Below are 14,618 nucleotides of genomic sequence, written 5' to 3'. Positions count from 1 at the left end.
CTTGGCCGAAGACCCCTGTTCCCGTGGCCTTAACGCTGGTTCGCTTCCAGCATCATGCGCAGCATCCGCTCCTCGGATTCCTCGTCGACGGGCTTGGGACGATCCACCTCGGCGCCCAGCAGCAGGGCCATGGCGTCTTCTTCCGGCTCATCGACTTCGATCTGGGTTTGGGTCGATTCGATCATCCGTTCGCGCAGGTCGTCAACGGGCTGCGTTTCCTCGGCGATCTCGCGCAGGGCGACGACCGGGTTCTTGTCGTTGTCGCGATCGACCGTGGGCGGGCTGCCCGCGGTAATCTCACGGGCGCGATGCGAGGCCAGCATCACCAGATCAAAGCGGTTCGGGACTTTGTCGACGCAGTCTTCAACCGTTACGCGGGCCATGTCTCACCTGTGCAGTTGCGAATCAGAGTTCCGGGGCGAAACCGAGGTTGTGAACGCCAAGGCTGAAAATGTCAAGGATGGGACAGCCCGCCCCCAGAGGGCAGCGGTGTCATTCCCGACAGGCCGTCGGGGCCAAGCGCCGCCAGCATCTGCGACACCGTCCGGTCCGTCAAGGGGTGGCGCCAGCCCGGCGCGATTTCCGCCAAGGGGGCCAGCACGAAGCCGCGATCCTGCATCCGGGGATGGGGCAGGATCAGGTGATCGGGGGCGGTGGTCTGCTGGCTGGCCGGGTCCAGCCCGATCCAGCGGCGCAGGGCGGCCGCGTCGGGCAGGATCAGGTCGTCCAGGGCGATCAGGTCCAGATCCAGCACACGCGCGGACCAGCGGCCCGTGCTGCGGTCGCGGCCAAAGCGCGCCTCGATCCCGTGCAGGCGGTCCAGCAGATGGCGCGCGGCCAGGGCGGTGCGGATCACGGCCGCCGCATTGGCATAATCCGGGCCGGATCCCGCCGGTACGGCGGGCGTCCGCCAGATGCGGCTGATTGCCGCTATTGAAATATCGGGTTCACCATGCAGAATATCCAAGGCTTCGCGAAGGGAGTGGACGGCATCGCCTGCGGCGGACGGCAGATTCGCCCCCAAGGAAACGATACCGAAAGACAAGTTTTCCATGGCACCCGTTCGTTTTATGAAGTCTTGCGTCTCCGACGCGTGTGCAAGGCTGCGTGCCCCTGCCGGAACCCGCAGTCCCATTGAAGGCAAGTGATATGTTTTACAAGGATGATCGCCTGGCGATCTTCATCGACGGAGCCAATCTTTACGCCTCGGCCAAGGCCTTGGGCTTCGACATCGACTACAAGCTGCTGCGGCAGGAATTCGACCGTCGCGGCAAGCTGATGCGCGCTTATTACTATACCGCCCTTATGGAGGGCGAGGATTATTCCCCGATCCGTCCGCTGGTCGACTGGCTTCACTACAACGGCTATTGCGTGGTGACCAAGGCTGCCAAGGAATACACCGACACGATGGGCCGCCGTAAGGTCAAGGGCAACATGGACATCGAACTGACGATCGATGCCATGCAGCTTGCGCCCCGCCTGGACCATGCCGTGCTGTTTTCCGGCGACGGCGACTTCAAGCCGCTGATCGAGGCGTTGCAGCGCCAAGGGGTCCGCGTGTCCGTGGTGTCCACCATCCGCAGCCAGCCGCCGATGATCGCGGACGACCTGCGCCGCCAGGCCGACAACTTCATCGAGCTGGATGCACTGCGCGACATCGTGGGCAGGCCCCCGCGCGAACAGCAGACGGCGTCGGAAGGGTAAGCCAAGGCCCGGCCCCGCCTGGGGCCGGGCAACCGGATCAAACCAGCCGGCCTTCCTCCATCGCGGCGCGCACGAAGCCCGCGAACAGGGGGGCGGGTTCGAAGGGTTTCGACTTCAGTTCGGGGTGGGACTGGACGCCGATGAACCAGGGATGGTCGGGATATTCGATCACCTCGGGCAACTTTCCATCGGGCGACATGCCCGAAAAGCACAGGCCAGCCTGTTCAAGCGCTTCGCGATAGGTGGCGTCCACCTCGTAGCGGTGGCGATGGCGGTCCTCGATTTCCGTGGCGCCGCCATAGACTTCGCTGATCTTCGAATCGGGCGCCAGGATGGCGGTATAGGCGCCAAGACGCATGGTGCCGCCCTTGTCGTCGGTCACCTTGCGTTGCACGGTGTAATTGCCCTGCACCCATTCCTTGAGGTGATAGACCACCGGGGTAAAGCGCGTCTTGCCGGCCTCGTGATCGAACTCCTCGGAACCCGCATCGGGCATTCCGGCCAGGTTCCGTGCGGCCTCGATTACGGCCATCTGCATTCCCAGGCAGATGCCCAGATAGGGCACCTTCTTTTCCCGCGCGTATTTGGCGGCGGCCAGCATCCCTTCGGTCCCGCGTTCGCCGAAGCCGCCGGGCACGATGATGCCGTGGTATCCGTCCAGCAGATGCGCGCCTTCGCCTTCCAGCTTCTCGCTGTCCACCCAGTCGGCCTTGACGCGCACCCGGTTGGCCATGCCGCCATGGGTCAGCGCCTCGGCGATGGATTTGTAGGCGTCCTCAAGCTGGGTGTATTTCCCGACCACGGCGATGTTCACCTGGCCCTCGGCATTGTCCAGCCGGTCCATCACGTCTTCCCATTTCGAGAGATCCGGACGCGGGGCGGGGCTGATGGCGAAGGCGTCAAGCACGGCACGGTCCAGGCCCGCGCGGTGATAGGCCAAGGGCGCCTCGTAGATCGACTTCAGGTCATAGGCGGGGATCACGGCGTCGGGGCGGACGTTGCAGAACAGCGCGATCTTGGCGCGTTCCTTTTCCGGGATCGGGTGTTCGGACCGGCAGACCAGCACGTCGGGGGCCAGGCCGATGGATTGCAGTTCCTTGACGCTGTGCTGGGTGGGCTTGGTCTTCAATTCGCCGCTGGCCGCCAGGTAAGGCAGCAGCGTCAGGTGCATCAGGATGCACTGGCCGCGCGGGCGTTCGTGGATGAACTGGCGGATCGCCTCGAAGAAGGGCAGGCCCTCGATATCGCCGACCGTGCCGCCGATCTCGCACAGCATGAAATCGACCTCCGTGTCGCCGACGGCAAGGAAGTCCTTGATCTCGTTGGTGACATGGGGGATCACCTGGATGGTCTTGCCCAGGTATTCGCCCCGGCGTTCCTTTTCCAGCACGTTGGAATAGATCCGGCCCGACGACACGCTGTCGGTGCGGCGCGCCGACACGCCAGTGAAGCGTTCGTAATGGCCCAGGTCCAGGTCGGTTTCCGCGCCGTCGTCGGTCACGAAGACCTCGCCATGCTCGAAGGGCGACATGGTGCCGGGATCGACGTTCAGATAGGGGTCCAGCTTGCGCAGCCGCACGGTAAAGCCCCGTGCCTGCAAGAGCGCGCCCAGTGCCGCCGATGCCAGGCCCTTGCCGAGCGAGGACACGACGCCGCCGGTGATGAAGATGTAACGCGCCATGAAGGCCCCCGTGATTCCTGCGTGATTTCGCAAATTCTGAATGGTTGCGGATCACACTGTGACCAGCATCACGGGACTTGAGATATAGCCGATTCGCCCCGTGGCCGCAATGGACCGCAAGCTGATGTGGGGGCGGAAAATCCCGCCCCTAGTTGTGGTGTTCTCAGTTGGCCGGAGCTTCGGCCGGGGCAGCGGGCGCCGCTGGGGCAGGGGCTTCGGGCTGGGCCGGGGCGGTGGCCTGCGGTTCGGCAGGCTGCGTCGCTGCGGGCGCTGCGGGTGCCGGGGTTGCGGGCTCCGCTGCGGGCGGGGCCACGGGTTCGACGGCGGGTGCCGCAGCCTCGGGCGCGGCGGTGTCAGCCACGGGTGCATCGGGCGCGGGCGGGGTCAGGGGATCGCCGCCGGTGGTGGACGAAGGCGGCGGAACATAGGCCGGTGCTGCCGGCAGCGTCGATTCCTGGCGGCCGGCGGGAACGCCCAGCTGGTCCATGATCGAGCTATTCGACACCTGCCGCGCGGCGATGATCGTCAGCGCGATCGAGGTCACGAACAGCGCGATGCCGAAGATCCAGGTCAGCCGGGTCAGGGCATTCGCGGCCTGCCGGCCGGTCATCACGCCGCCACCGCCGCCGCCCATGCCAAGCCCGCCACCCTCGGATCGTTGCAGCAGCACCACGCCGGTGAGCAGCACGGCAAGGATCAGATGGATGGTCAGGACGACGTTTTCCACGGCTTTCGGCCTTTCGCTTTCGGACGCGCCTATCTAGTCATCCGGGGGGATGTTGGCAAGCAGAGTAAACCCATGCCCGCGCTGATGATCCAGGGCACCGGATCGAATGTCGGAAAGTCGCTGCTGGTGGCGGGCCTGTGCCGCGCCGCGCGCAACCGGGGCCTGTCGGTCGCGCCCTTCAAGCCGCAGAACATGTCGAACAATGCCGCCGTCACCGCCGATGGCGGGGAAATCGGCCGGGCGCAGGCGCTCCAGGCCCGCGCCTGCGGGCTGGACCCGCTGGCCGACATGAACCCGGTGCTGCTGAAGCCCGAAACCGATACCGGCGCGCAGGTGGTCCTTCAGGGCCGCGCCATCGCGCGCGCCGAGGCGTGCGATTACGCCGCCCTGCGCCCGCGCCTGATGGCCGGCGTCCTGGACAGCTTCGCCCGCCTCTCCGCCGCCCATGACCTGCTGATCGTCGAAGGCGCGGGCAGTCCGGCCGAGGTGAACCTGCGCCCCCGCGACATCGCCAACATGGGCTTTGCCCGTGCGGCGGGCGTGCCGGTAGTGCTGGCAGGCGATATCGACCGGGGCGGGGTGATCGCGCAGATCGTGGGCACGAAGGCGGTGATCGATCCGGCAGACGCCGCGATGATCCGCGGTTTCCTGGTCAACAAGTTCCGCGGCGATTTGCGGCTGTTCGACGACGGCTACCGGATGATCGAGGGGGCGACCGGCTGGTGCGGCTTTGGCGTTTTGCCCTGGTTCGCGGACGCGCACCGCCTGCCGTCCGAGGATGCGGTGGATCTGCGGGCCTCGGCCGGGCAGGGGCTGCATGTGGTCTGCCTGTGCCTATCGCGGATCGCCAATTTCGACGACTTGGATCCGCTGGCGGCGGAACCCGGTGTGCGCCTGACCATGCTGGGTCCGGGCCAGGCGATTCCCGGCGATGCCGACGTGGTGGTGATCCCCGGTACGAAATCGACGCTGGGGGATCTTACCTTCCTGCGCGCGCAGGGCTGGGACATCGACCTTGCCGCCCATGTGCGGCGGGGCGGACATGTGCTGGGCCTGTGCGGCGGCTTCCAGATGCTGGGGCGGGTGGTCCGCGATCCCCTGGGTAGCGACGGAATGGCCGGAGAGGGCGCTGGCCTTGGGTTTCTGGACGTGGAAACGGTGATGGCGCCCGAAAAACGGCTGGTGCGCGTGGCGGGCACGGCGCTTGGGCAGGCGGTCATGGGATACGAGATCCACATGGGCCGCACCACCGGCCCGGACTGCGCGCGACCCTTCGCCCATCTTCCCGGCCCCGATGGCGCAATCAGCCGCGACGGGCGGATCGCCGGCACCTATCTGCACGGGCTGTTTTCCGACGACGGCTTCCGCGCCGCCTGGCTGGCGCAGTTCGGCGCATCGTCGCGGCCTGGATACGAGGCGGGGGTGGATCAGGTCCTGGATGACCTGGCCGACCACATCGAGGCCCATCTGGACGTGGCGGGACTGCTGGCACTGGCCGGTTTGTGACGGGCTTGCCGCTGGACGAAGCGGCCCCGGCGCGCTACCTCGGGGGCATGGAACACGCAAAGCCCCCCCTGATGCTGTATCTTGCCGCCCCGCGCGGCTTTTGCGCGGGCGTGGACCGCGCTATCAAGATCGTGGAACTGGCGCTGCAGAAATGGGGCGCCCCGGTCTATGTCCGTCACGAGATCGTCCACAACAAGTTCGTGGTGGACGGGTTGCGCGACCAGGGCGCGGTCTTTGTCGAGGAACTGGACGACGTGCCCGACGACCGCCCGGTGGTCTTTTCCGCCCATGGCGTGCCCAAGGCCGTGCCTGCCGAGGCGCGGCGGCGCAACATGATCCATGTGGACGCGACCTGCCCGCTGGTCACCAAGGTCCACAACGAGGCCGCGCGCCACCACGCCGAAGGCCTGCAGATGGTGATGATCGGCCATGCCGGCCATCCCGAGGTGCTGGGCACGATGGGCCAACTGCCCGAGGGCGAGGTGATCCTGGTCGAGACGATCGAGGATGTGGCGACCATCGCCCCCCGCGATCCCGAACGGCTGGCCTTCATCACCCAGACCACCCTGTCGGTCGATGACACGGCGGAAATCGTGGCGGCCTTGCAGGCGCGGTTTCCGGCCATCGCAGGTCCGGCCAAGGAGGACATCTGCTATGCCACCACCAACCGGCAGGCGGCGGTCAAGGCGATTGCGCACAAGATCGACGCGCTTTTGGTGATCGGGGCGCCTAATTCCTCGAACTCCAAGCGCCTGGTCGAGGTCGGTCGGGCGGCGGGCTGCGCCTATTCGCAGCTTGTGATGCGCGCCGACCAGATCGACTGGCGCGCCATCGACGGGGCCACCGCCGTGGGCGTCACCGCAGGGGCAAGCGCCCCCGAGGTGCTGGTGAACGAGGTGATCGACGCCTTCCGCGCCCGCTATGACGTGACGGTCGAGATCGTCGAGACCGCGCAGGAGAATGTGGAATTCAAGGTGCCGAAGGTCCTGCGGGAAACCGCCTGAGGCACGCGGGGGGCGCTTTGCCCCCCGGACCCCCCGAGGATATTTGCGTGAAGAAGAAGGCATGATGCGGCTTTATTCGATGCCCTCGTCGGGCAACAGCTACAAGGTGCGGCTGCTGCTGGCGCTGCTAGGTCGGGCGATCGAGACCACCGACGTCGAATATCTGACCGAGGCCCTGGAGGGGGCCAAGGCCAGTGGCCGGTTGCCCTTTGGCAAGGCCCCGGTGCTGGAGCTGGACGACGGGCGGCTGCTGCCCGAGTCGAATGCGATCCTGTGCTGGCTGGGCGAGGGGACGGGCTTTGTGCCTGCCGATCCCTTCGCACGGGCCGAGATGCTGTCCTGGATGTTCTGGGAACAGAACCAGCATGAAGGGGTGATCGCTGTTCGGGCCGCGCTGCTGACCTATCCTCATCGGCGGGCGCAGGCGACGCCCGATCGGCTGGCGGCGTTGCTGGACAGCGGCCATGCCCTGTTGCAGGTCATGGAGGACCGGCTGACGGGACGCGAATGGCTGGTGGGCGACGGGGCGACTTTGGCCGATGTCTGCCTTTACGCCTATACCCATACCGCAGGCGAGCGGGGCGGGTTCGAGATGGCGCGCTTTCCCTCCGTCAAGGCTTGGCTGGCCCGCGTTGCGGCGCTTCCGGGATATGTGGGGCTGGATGGCTGAACTGTTCGCCTGGACCGACGGCGCCTGCAGCGGCAATCCCGGCCCCGGGGGTTGGGGTGTCCTGATGCGCGCCATGGATGGCGGTACGGTCGTCAAGGAACGCGAATTGGCGGGCGGCGAGGCGCTGACCACCAACAACCGGATGGAACTGATGGCGGCGATTTCCGCGCTCGAGGCGCTGTCGCGGCCGTCGGCGATCACCATCACCACCGACAGCGCCTATGTGAAGAACGGCGTGACCCAGTGGATCCACGGCTGGAAGCGCAACGGCTGGAAAACCGCCGACCGCAAGCCCGTCAAGAACGCCGAACTGTGGCAGCGCCTGGACGAGGCGCAGCGCCGCCACACCGTCACCTGGGCCTGGATCAAGGGCCATGCGGGCCATCCCGAAAACGAACGGGCCGACGAACTGGCGCGGGGCGGCATGGCGCCCTTCAAGCCCGCGAAGGTGGCGGGGTGACGCCTGGCCTTCTGGTTCCGCTGCTGGATTATGCGGCGGTGCTGGTCTTTGCGCTGACGGGCGCCTTGGTGGCCAGCCGGGCGCAGTTGGATCTGGTGGGCTTCATCTTCTTCGCCACCCTGACCGGGATTGGCGGGGGCACCGTGCGCGACCTGATCTTGAACCGCGACGCGATCTTCTGGGTGGGGCAGCCGGAACTGATCCTGCTGACCTCGGGCGCCGCCGTGCTGGTGTTCTTTACTGCGCATCTGTTCGAAAGCCGCTATCGCCTGATCGTCTGGCTGGACGCCTTTGCCCTGTCGGTGGCCGTGCCGGCAGGCGCGGGGATCGCGCTGCAGGCGGGGGTCAGTCCGGTGGTCGTTGTGGCGATGGGCGTGGTCACCGGCACCTTCGGCGGGCTGATCCGCGACGTGGTGGGCAATGAGTTGCCGATGGTGCTGAAGCAGGGCGAGTTGTATGTCACCGCGGCCTTCGGCGGGGCAGTCGCGGCCGTGGTGCTGATCGGGGTGGGGATGCCCCGGCCCGTGGCGCTGATCTTTTGCGGTCTTGTGGTCATGGCCTTGCGCGCAGGCAGCCTGCTGCTGGGGTGGAGCCTGCCGACCTATCGCGCGCGTCCGCCCAGGGCCGACAAGAACAACCGCTAGCGCAGGACGGGCGGTGCGTCGCGGCGGATGCGGGTATCCTCGACCCCCATGCGCAAACCGGCGCCGATCCGGTGGGCCAGGGCCGACCAGGCGCGGGCGGCGTCCAAGGGCAGGGTGCGGCGCAGGGTTTCGTCGAACAGCGCCAGCCAGACGGGGAAGTGGTTCGCCCGCACGTCGCCCGCCTGCATGTGGACGCGCATCGGATTGCCGTCATAGCTGCGTTCGTAAAGGATCGCGTTGCGCCAGAAGGCGGCAATTTTTGCCTCATGCGCGGGCCAGTCGGTGACGTGGCCTGCAAAGACCGGGCCCAGCACCTCGTGCCGGCGGACGGCGCCGTAGAAGACGGCAACGACGCGGTCGATCTGGTCGGGGGTGACGTCGAAGCGGGGCGGGATCATGGCGGCGGGTCCGTTGGTTGATCCGTCATGTGGCCTGCGGGCGGCTCCGGCGCAAGGCGCGGTTTGACGCATGGGGCCGGTGCTGCTATCGCCGCGCGCCAGCCCGGAAGGATTTCCCATGACCCATTACACCGACGCCCTGACCCAGCTTGGCGCCAAGACCGACCTGCCCGCCGATCCCGAACAGGCGGTGCTGGAACGCGTGCCGAACCCGCAGGCTGGCGAGGTCTATGCCGTCCGCTTCACCCAGCCCGAGTTCACCAGCCTTTGCCCGATCACCGGCCAGCCGGATTTCGCGCATCTGGTGATCGACTATGTCCCTGGCGACTGGCTGGTCGAATCAAAGTCGCTGAAGCTTTACCTGGGCAGCTTCCGCAACCACGGGGCCTTTCACGAGGATTGCACAGTCGGCATCGGCAAGCGGCTGGTGGACGCCATCGCGCCGCAATGGCTGCGGATCGGCGGGTATTGGTATCCACGCGGCGGGATGCCCATCGACGTCTTCTGGCAGACGGGGGCGGCGCCTGCGGGGTTGTGGCTGCCCGACCAAGGCGTGGCGGGCTATCGCGGACGCGGCTAGCGCAGGTTCCGCCAGATCATCAGCGCGGCGTCCGACAGATCGCCCGCCCGCGCCAGAAGGTGTTCGCGTTCAAGGCCCGGTCCCGGCTGGGCGCGGTCCAGCCGGTCCAGCAGGCGCAGGATCCGGCGGCGATGCGTGCCGGTCGCGACCTGCAGCGGATCGGCGACCAGCCCCGCGAAGGTCGTGACCAGCGATCCGATCACCGCCAGCGCCAGGCCCGTCAGGATCACTTCCCACGGCGAAAGCTCGACCGGGAAGGCCCAGTACCAGGCGCGGCCCAACTGGTCGCCCAGAAGGAAATCGCTGACAGCGGTCGAATGGGCGCGCATCTCGGCCAGCGGGCCTGCCAGCGAGATCACGCCGGGCGTGGGGCGGTTGAACAGAAGCCACCCCGAGGCCAGCACGATGACCGAGGTCGTGATCTCGGACACGGCGTTGCGGGTCTCGGCCAGGGTGGCGGCGGCCTGGCGGGTGATGGCGGGCGGGGCACCGGGGCCAATGCCCTGCGCGTCAAGGTCCGCCACCAGGGCCTCCAGGTCGGCCTGGATCACCCGGCCCATGTCCGAGGGCAGGAACACCCGCCGCGCCGAAAGCCAGGCGCCCGCGCGGCGTAGGCCCAGCCGGGGCAGCGCCCAGCCCACCAGCCGCGTTAGAATAAAGACCGGCGACAGCATCACATTGACCGGCGCGCGCAGCAGGTCCCACCCAAGCGCCGCGCGGTGCAGGCGCAGGGTGCCGCGAAGCCCGTACCGGTCGCGGACAAAGCGCGACACGGCGGCGCGGCGGCGGGCCATGGCATCGTCGGTCAGGGTTGCGGGCACGCGGGCGGCTTTCTATAGAGGTCGGCATGGAATTTCTGGCGTTCGGATCCCGAATTAGCAACCCGGTGGCGTGAGGTTTCGCGCCGCCGGGTCGCCGCTTGTCCGAACCTCATGCCCTCGAAGGATGCCCCGATGGCCGCCGATACCACCGTTACGACCGATGCCCCCGACTACCGCGACACCGTTTTCCTGCCGCAGACCGAGTTTCCGATGCGCGCGGGCCTGCCGCAGCGTGAACCCGAATGGCTGGCCCGCTGGGACCGCATCGGCATCTATGACCGCCTGCGCGAACGCAGCGAAGGCCGGGCGCCCTTCATCCTGCACGACGGCCCTCCCTATGCGAACGGACACCTGCATATCGGCCACGCGCTGAACAAGACCATCAAGGACATCATCGTGCGCAGCCACCAGATGATGGGCCGCGATGCGCGCTATGTCCCCGGCTGGGATTGCCACGGGTTGCCGATCGAATGGAAGATCGAGGAGAAATACCGCGCCGAGGGCCGCGACAAGGATGCCGTGGACGTGGTCGAGTTCCGCCAGGAATGCCGCCGCTTCGCCGACGAATGGATCGACATCCAGCGGGCCGAGTTCAAGCGCCTTGGCATCACCGGCAAGTGGGACAATCCCTATCTGACGATGGATTTCCACGCCGAGGCGGTGATCGCGGCCGAGTTCATGAAGCTGGTGATGAACGGCGCGCTGTATCAGGGGTCGAAGCCCGTGATGTGGTCGCCGGTGGAAAAGACCGCCTTGGCCGAGGCCGAGGTCGAATACAAGGACCACACCAGCCATACGATCTGGGTGCGGTTTGGCGTGGAATCGTCGCAGGGTATTTGGGCAACGAAGAAGCCTGCAAGCGTGGTCATCTGGACGACGACGCCCTGGACGATCCCGCAGAACCGGGCCGTCGCGTTCAATCCGGGGATCGCTTATGGCCTGTATCGGGTCGGGACGGTGGCCGAGACCGCGACCGCGCAAGCGGGTGAGCTGCTGGTGCTGGCCGATGCCTTGGCTGAAAGCGTGATGAAGGCTGCGAAGGTTGAGGAGTGGCAACGCGTGGCCGATGTCCCCGCGGCGGAGCTCGAGGGGGTGCTGCTGTCGCACCCCCTGCGCGGCGTCGAGGGCGGCAATGGCGAATGGGACTATGACGTGCCCCTGCTGCCGGGCGATCACGTCACCGACGACGCGGGCACGGGTTTTGTCCACACCGCGCCCAGCCACGGCGACGACGACTATCAGCTGGGCCTGCGCTTCAAGCTGCCGATGACCTATAACGTCGAGCCCGACGGATCGTATCGCAAGGACCTACCGCTGTTCGGCGGGCAGGCGATCATCGACGCGGACGGCAAGGACGGCCCGGCCAATGTCAGCGTCATCAAGCAGCTGGCCTATGCGGGCGCGCTGCTGGCCAAGGGCAAGATCAAGCACTCCTATCCGCACAGCTGGCGATCCAAGGCGCCGCTCATCTATCGCAACACGCCGCAATGGTTCGCGGCCATCGACAAGCCGCTGACCGACGGCATGAACGACCATGGCCAGACGATCCGCTCGCGCGCGCTGACCTCGATCGACAAGCTGGTGAAATGGTGGCCGCAGACCGGGCGGAACCGCATCCACTCGATGGTGGAGAACCGCCCCGACTGGGTGCTGTCGCGCCAGCGGGCCTGGGGCGTGCCGCTGACCTGCTTCGTGCGTCGCGGCGCCAAGCCCACCGACGACGACTTCCTGCTGCGCGACCAGCGGGTGAACGACCGCATCATAGCGGCGTTTGAATCCGAAGGCGCGGATGTCTGGTATCGCGACGGCTTCAAGGCGCGGATGCTGGACGGCGTGGTGGACCCCGACGATTACGACCAGGTCATGGACGTGCTGGACGTGTGGTTCGACTCGGGCTCGACCCATGCCTTCGTGCTGCGCGACCGGGCGGATGGGGCGCCCGACGGGATCGCGGACGTTTACCTTGAAGGCACCGACCAGCATCGCGGCTGGTTCCAGTCCTCGCTGTTGCAGGGCTGCGCGACCAAGGGCCGCGCGCCCTATCGCAATGTTGTCACCCACGGCTTCACGCTCGACGAGAAGGGCATGAAGATGTCCAAGTCGCTGGGCAACACCATCGTCCCCGCCAAGGTGATCGAGCAATACGGCGCCGACATCCTGCGCCTGTGGGTGGCGCAGGCGGATTATACCGCCGACCAGCGGATCGGGCCGGAAATCCTGAAGGGCACTGCCGACAGCTATCGTCGGCTGCGCAACACGCTGCGCTTCCTGCTGGGCGCCTTGGACGGGTTCACGGATGCCGAAAAGGTGGACCCCGCGCAGATGCCCGAGCTTGAACAGTGGGTGCTGCACCGGCTGGCGCAACTGGATCACGCGGTCCGCAAGGGCTATGACCAGTTCGACTTCCAAGGCGTGTTCCAGACGCTGTTCCAGTTCTGCACCGTGGACCTGTCGGCCTTCTATTTCGACATCCGCAAGGACGCGCTTTACTGCGACGCCGCGACGGATCCGCGTCGCCGGGCCGCGCGGACGGTGCTGGACATCCTGTTCCACCGGCTTGTCACCTGGCTGGCCCCGATCCTGCCCTTCACGACCGAGGATGTGTGGCTGTCGCGCTTCCCCTCCTATGACGACAGCGTGCATCTGCAGGACTTCCCGGCGACCCCCGCCGATTGGCTGAACGAGCCGCTGGCGCTGAAATGGGACCACGTCCGCCGCGCCCGCCGCGTCGTGACGGCGGCGCTCGAGGTGAAGCGGACGGACAAGACCATCGGCGCAAGCCTGGAGGCCGCGCCCGTGGTCCATGTCGATGACCGCGACATGCTGGCCGCGCTGAAATCCGTGGACTTTGCGGATGTCTGCATCACATCGGACCTGTCGCTGACCGCCGACCCGGCCCCGGCGGAAGCCTTCCGCATGGCCGAGACCCCCGGCATCGGCGTGGTCTTCGAGGCGGCCGATGGCGAGAAGTGCCAGCGGTGCTGGAAGATCCTGCCCGATGTCGGCACCCACAAGCATCCGGGCGTTTGCGCCCGTTGCAATGACGTGCTGGGATGACGGACCCGGACCTGCGCAGGGCCATCCTTGCGCGGGTTGCCGGGCTGCGCCCCGGCACCACCTGCTGCCCCAGCGAGATCGCCCGCGACCTTGCCGCCGATTGGCGCCCGCTGATGCTAGCGATCCGGGCCGAGGCCCTGCGCCTTCAGGCCGAGGGTAGGATCGGCATCACGCAGGGCGGCAAGGTGGTCGCCGGGCCGGATCTTCGTGGTCCTGTCCGCCTTGGGCCGCCTGCTTGACGCGGCACCGGCACGGCACCATCCTGCGCCGCGCGTGAACAACCAGCAGGTCCCCGATGTATATGCCGAACCCAGATCGTTACGACCGGATGCAATATCGCCGCTGCGGCAGGTCCGGCCTGATGCTGCCCGCGATCAGCCTGGGCCTTTGGCACAACTTCGGCCACGACACCCCGCACGAGACCAAGCGTGACATCTGCCGCACGGCCTTTGACCTGGGGATCACCCATTTCGACCTGGCCAACAACTATGGCCCGCCCCCCGGCAGCGCCGAGGAAGCCTTTGGCGAGATCCTGCGGACGGATTTCGCGGGTCTCCGGGACGAGTTGGTCATCAGCAGCAAGGCGGGCTGGCGTATGTGGCCGGGGCCTTATGGCGAATTTGGCAGCCGCAAATACCTGATCCAGTCCTGCGACCAGTCGCTGAAGCGGATGGGCCTGGATCATGTCGATATCTTCTATTCCCACCGTTTCGACCCCGACACGCCGCTGGAAGAAACGATGGGCGCCCTGGATTACATCGTCCGCTCGGGCCGCGCGCTTTATGTCGGCATCAGCAGCTACAACAGCGCCCGCACACGGGAAGCCGTGGCGATCCTGCGCGACCTGGGCACGCCATGCCTGATCCACCAGCCCAGCTACAACATGCTGAACCGCTGGATCGAACATGACAACCTGCTGGACACGCTTGAGGACGAGGGAACAGGCAGCATCGTCTTCACGCCGCTGGCCCAGGGGATGCTGACCGGCAAGTACCTGAAGGGCATTCCCGCCGACAGCCGCGCGGCGCAGGGCAAGTCGCTGGCAAAGGACTGGCTGACCGACACGCTGATCGGGCGCCTGAACGGGTTGAACGACATGGCCGCCGGACGGGGGCAGTCGCTGGCGCAGATGGCCGTGGCCTGGACCCTGCGCGACGGCCGCGTGACAAGCGCGCTGATCGGCGCCTCGCGCGCGTCGCAGGTGGCGGATTGCGTCGGTGCATTGGAACGGCTGGATTTCACCGCCGAGGAACTTGCCCGCATCGACGACCTGTCGGCGGGCGGCGACGTCAACATCTGGCGCGGATCGACCGAGGACGCCGGCGAGGACTGACGCGACAGCGGCCCCCCTTCGTGCTAGGCTGAG

At 67.0% G+C, this 14,618-nt stretch carries 16 protein-coding genes; 10 read left to right on the top strand and 6 right to left on the bottom strand.

Annotation, left to right across the window (positions count from 1 at the left end; genetic code table 11):
* Positions 1-29: 29 nt before the first annotated feature.
* Both rpoZ and folK read right to left on the bottom strand, forming a co-directional pair.
* Complete coding sequence (gene rpoZ / locus FIU66_RS11905; protein WP_167622968.1) at positions 30-383, bottom strand: DNA-directed RNA polymerase subunit omega; 354 nt, start codon at positions 381-383, stop codon at positions 30-32.
* A 71-nt stretch (positions 384-454) separates the two neighbouring features.
* On the bottom strand, positions 455-1,054 hold the full coding sequence (folK, locus tag FIU66_RS11900; protein ID WP_167622967.1) for a 2-amino-4-hydroxy-6-hydroxymethyldihydropteridine diphosphokinase: 600 nt from the start codon (positions 1,052-1,054) through the stop codon (positions 455-457).
* A gap of 95 nt (positions 1,055-1,149) precedes the next feature.
* Between folK and FIU66_RS11895 the strand changes: the two genes are divergently transcribed.
* On the top strand, positions 1,150-1,704 hold the full coding sequence (locus FIU66_RS11895; RefSeq protein ID WP_167622966.1) for an NYN domain-containing protein: 555 nt from the start codon (positions 1,150-1,152) through the stop codon (positions 1,702-1,704).
* A 37-nt stretch (positions 1,705-1,741) separates the two neighbouring features.
* Here FIU66_RS11895 and FIU66_RS11890 read toward each other — a convergent pair whose 3' ends face one another.
* Entirely contained in the window at positions 1,742-3,385 is a 1,644-nt protein-coding gene (locus FIU66_RS11890) for a CTP synthase (protein WP_167622965.1), read from the bottom strand.
* A gap of 163 nt (positions 3,386-3,548) precedes the next feature.
* A complete protein-coding gene (gene secG, locus FIU66_RS11885; RefSeq protein ID WP_167622964.1) occupies positions 3,549-4,112 on the bottom strand; it encodes a preprotein translocase subunit SecG in 564 nt (187 codons plus the stop codon).
* A 72-nt stretch (positions 4,113-4,184) separates the two neighbouring features.
* Between secG and FIU66_RS11880 the strand changes: the two genes are divergently transcribed.
* From FIU66_RS11880 to FIU66_RS11860, 5 genes are all read left to right on the top strand, one after another.
* Complete coding sequence (locus FIU66_RS11880; RefSeq protein WP_167622963.1) at positions 4,185-5,618, top strand: cobyric acid synthase; 1,434 nt, start codon at positions 4,185-4,187, stop codon at positions 5,616-5,618.
* A 47-nt stretch (positions 5,619-5,665) separates the two neighbouring features.
* Positions 5,666-6,622, top strand: coding sequence for a 4-hydroxy-3-methylbut-2-enyl diphosphate reductase (gene ispH / locus FIU66_RS11875; RefSeq protein WP_167622962.1), 957 nt, complete (start codon positions 5,666-5,668; stop codon positions 6,620-6,622).
* 61 nt (positions 6,623-6,683) lie between these two features.
* Positions 6,684-7,292: a glutathione S-transferase family protein gene (locus FIU66_RS11870; RefSeq protein WP_240544683.1), complete on the top strand. Its 609-nt coding sequence runs from the start codon at positions 6,684-6,686 to the stop codon at positions 7,290-7,292.
* Complete coding sequence (rnhA, locus tag FIU66_RS11865; RefSeq protein WP_167622961.1) at positions 7,285-7,752, top strand: ribonuclease HI; 468 nt, start codon at positions 7,285-7,287, stop codon at positions 7,750-7,752. The genes FIU66_RS11870 and rnhA overlap by 8 nt, the downstream gene beginning before the upstream one ends.
* Complete coding sequence (locus FIU66_RS11860) at positions 7,749-8,396, top strand: trimeric intracellular cation channel family protein (protein WP_167622960.1); 648 nt, start codon at positions 7,749-7,751, stop codon at positions 8,394-8,396. Before rnhA ends, FIU66_RS11860 begins: the two co-directional genes overlap by 4 nt.
* Here the strand turns inward: FIU66_RS11860 and FIU66_RS11855 are convergent.
* On the bottom strand, positions 8,393-8,794 hold the full coding sequence (locus tag FIU66_RS11855) for a group III truncated hemoglobin (RefSeq protein WP_167622959.1): 402 nt from the start codon (positions 8,792-8,794) through the stop codon (positions 8,393-8,395). The genes FIU66_RS11860 and FIU66_RS11855 overlap by 4 nt on opposite strands.
* Positions 8,795-8,912: 118 nt before the next feature.
* Between FIU66_RS11855 and queF the strand changes: the two genes are divergently transcribed.
* The gene (queF, locus tag FIU66_RS11850) at positions 8,913-9,374 is read left to right on the top strand and encodes a preQ(1) synthase (protein ID WP_167622958.1); all 462 of its coding nucleotides are present in this window, start codon (positions 8,913-8,915) and stop codon (positions 9,372-9,374) included.
* Here queF and FIU66_RS11845 read toward each other — a convergent pair.
* The gene (locus tag FIU66_RS11845; protein ID WP_240544682.1) at positions 9,371-10,195 is read right to left on the bottom strand and encodes a DUF6635 family protein; all 825 of its coding nucleotides are present in this window, start codon (positions 10,193-10,195) and stop codon (positions 9,371-9,373) included. The genes queF and FIU66_RS11845 overlap by 4 nt on opposite strands.
* A gap of 132 nt (positions 10,196-10,327) precedes the next feature.
* Here FIU66_RS11845 and ileS point away from each other — a divergent pair, with 132 nt between their 5' ends.
* The 3 genes from ileS to mgrA are packed head-to-tail and all read left to right on the top strand — an operon-like array spanning position 10,328 to position 14,585.
* On the top strand, positions 10,328-13,252 hold the full coding sequence (gene ileS, locus FIU66_RS11840; RefSeq protein ID WP_167622957.1) for an isoleucine--tRNA ligase: 2,925 nt from the start codon (positions 10,328-10,330) through the stop codon (positions 13,250-13,252).
* Positions 13,249-13,491, top strand: a complete 243-nt coding sequence (locus tag FIU66_RS11835) for a DUF3253 domain-containing protein (RefSeq protein WP_167622956.1) — start codon at positions 13,249-13,251, stop codon at positions 13,489-13,491. Before ileS ends, FIU66_RS11835 begins: the two co-directional genes overlap by 4 nt.
* A 56-nt stretch (positions 13,492-13,547) precedes the next feature.
* The gene (gene mgrA, locus FIU66_RS11830) at positions 13,548-14,585 is read left to right on the top strand and encodes an L-glyceraldehyde 3-phosphate reductase (RefSeq protein ID WP_167622955.1); all 1,038 of its coding nucleotides are present in this window, start codon (positions 13,548-13,550) and stop codon (positions 14,583-14,585) included.
* The last annotated feature ends 33 nt before the right edge of the window (positions 14,586-14,618 follow it).

Origin of the sequence: Paracoccus sp. AK26 (genome assembly GCF_011801365.1) — a bacterium.
In the GTDB taxonomy this organism is placed as follows: Bacteria; Pseudomonadota; Alphaproteobacteria; order Rhodobacterales; family Rhodobacteraceae; genus Paracoccus; species Paracoccus aerius.
Note: the sequence above shows the minus strand (reverse complement) of the source record. Positions and strands in the feature narration are given on the sequence as shown.

What these genes read in the sequence shown, in the direction of transcription:
- rpoZ (WP_167622968.1), bottom strand. Translation starts at nt 383, where the DNA reads ATGGCCCGCGTAACGGTTGAAGACTGCGTCGACAAAGTCCCGAACCGC.
- folK (WP_167622967.1), bottom strand. Translation starts at nt 1,054, where the DNA reads ATGGAAAACTTGTCTTTCGGTATCGTTTCCTTGGGGGCGAATCTGCCG.
- FIU66_RS11895 (WP_167622966.1), top strand. Translation starts at nt 1,150, where the DNA reads ATGTTTTACAAGGATGATCGCCTGGCGATCTTCATCGACGGAGCCAAT.
- FIU66_RS11890 (WP_167622965.1), bottom strand. Translation starts at nt 3,385, where the DNA reads ATGGCGCGTTACATCTTCATCACCGGCGGCGTCGTGTCCTCGCTCGGC.
- FIU66_RS11880 (WP_167622963.1), top strand. Translation starts at nt 4,185, where the DNA reads ATGCCCGCGCTGATGATCCAGGGCACCGGATCGAATGTCGGAAAGTCG.
- ispH (WP_167622962.1), top strand. Translation starts at nt 5,666, where the DNA reads ATGGAACACGCAAAGCCCCCCCTGATGCTGTATCTTGCCGCCCCGCGC.
- FIU66_RS11870 (WP_240544683.1), top strand. Translation starts at nt 6,684, where the DNA reads ATGATGCGGCTTTATTCGATGCCCTCGTCGGGCAACAGCTACAAGGTG.
- rnhA (WP_167622961.1), top strand. Translation starts at nt 7,285, where the DNA reads ATGGCTGAACTGTTCGCCTGGACCGACGGCGCCTGCAGCGGCAATCCC.
- FIU66_RS11855 (WP_167622959.1), bottom strand. Translation starts at nt 8,794, where the DNA reads ATGATCCCGCCCCGCTTCGACGTCACCCCCGACCAGATCGACCGCGTC.
- queF (WP_167622958.1), top strand. Translation starts at nt 8,913, where the DNA reads ATGACCCATTACACCGACGCCCTGACCCAGCTTGGCGCCAAGACCGAC.
- ileS (WP_167622957.1), top strand. Translation starts at nt 10,328, where the DNA reads ATGGCCGCCGATACCACCGTTACGACCGATGCCCCCGACTACCGCGAC.
- FIU66_RS11835 (WP_167622956.1), top strand. Translation starts at nt 13,249, where the DNA reads ATGACGGACCCGGACCTGCGCAGGGCCATCCTTGCGCGGGTTGCCGGG.
- mgrA (WP_167622955.1), top strand. Translation starts at nt 13,548, where the DNA reads ATGTATATGCCGAACCCAGATCGTTACGACCGGATGCAATATCGCCGC.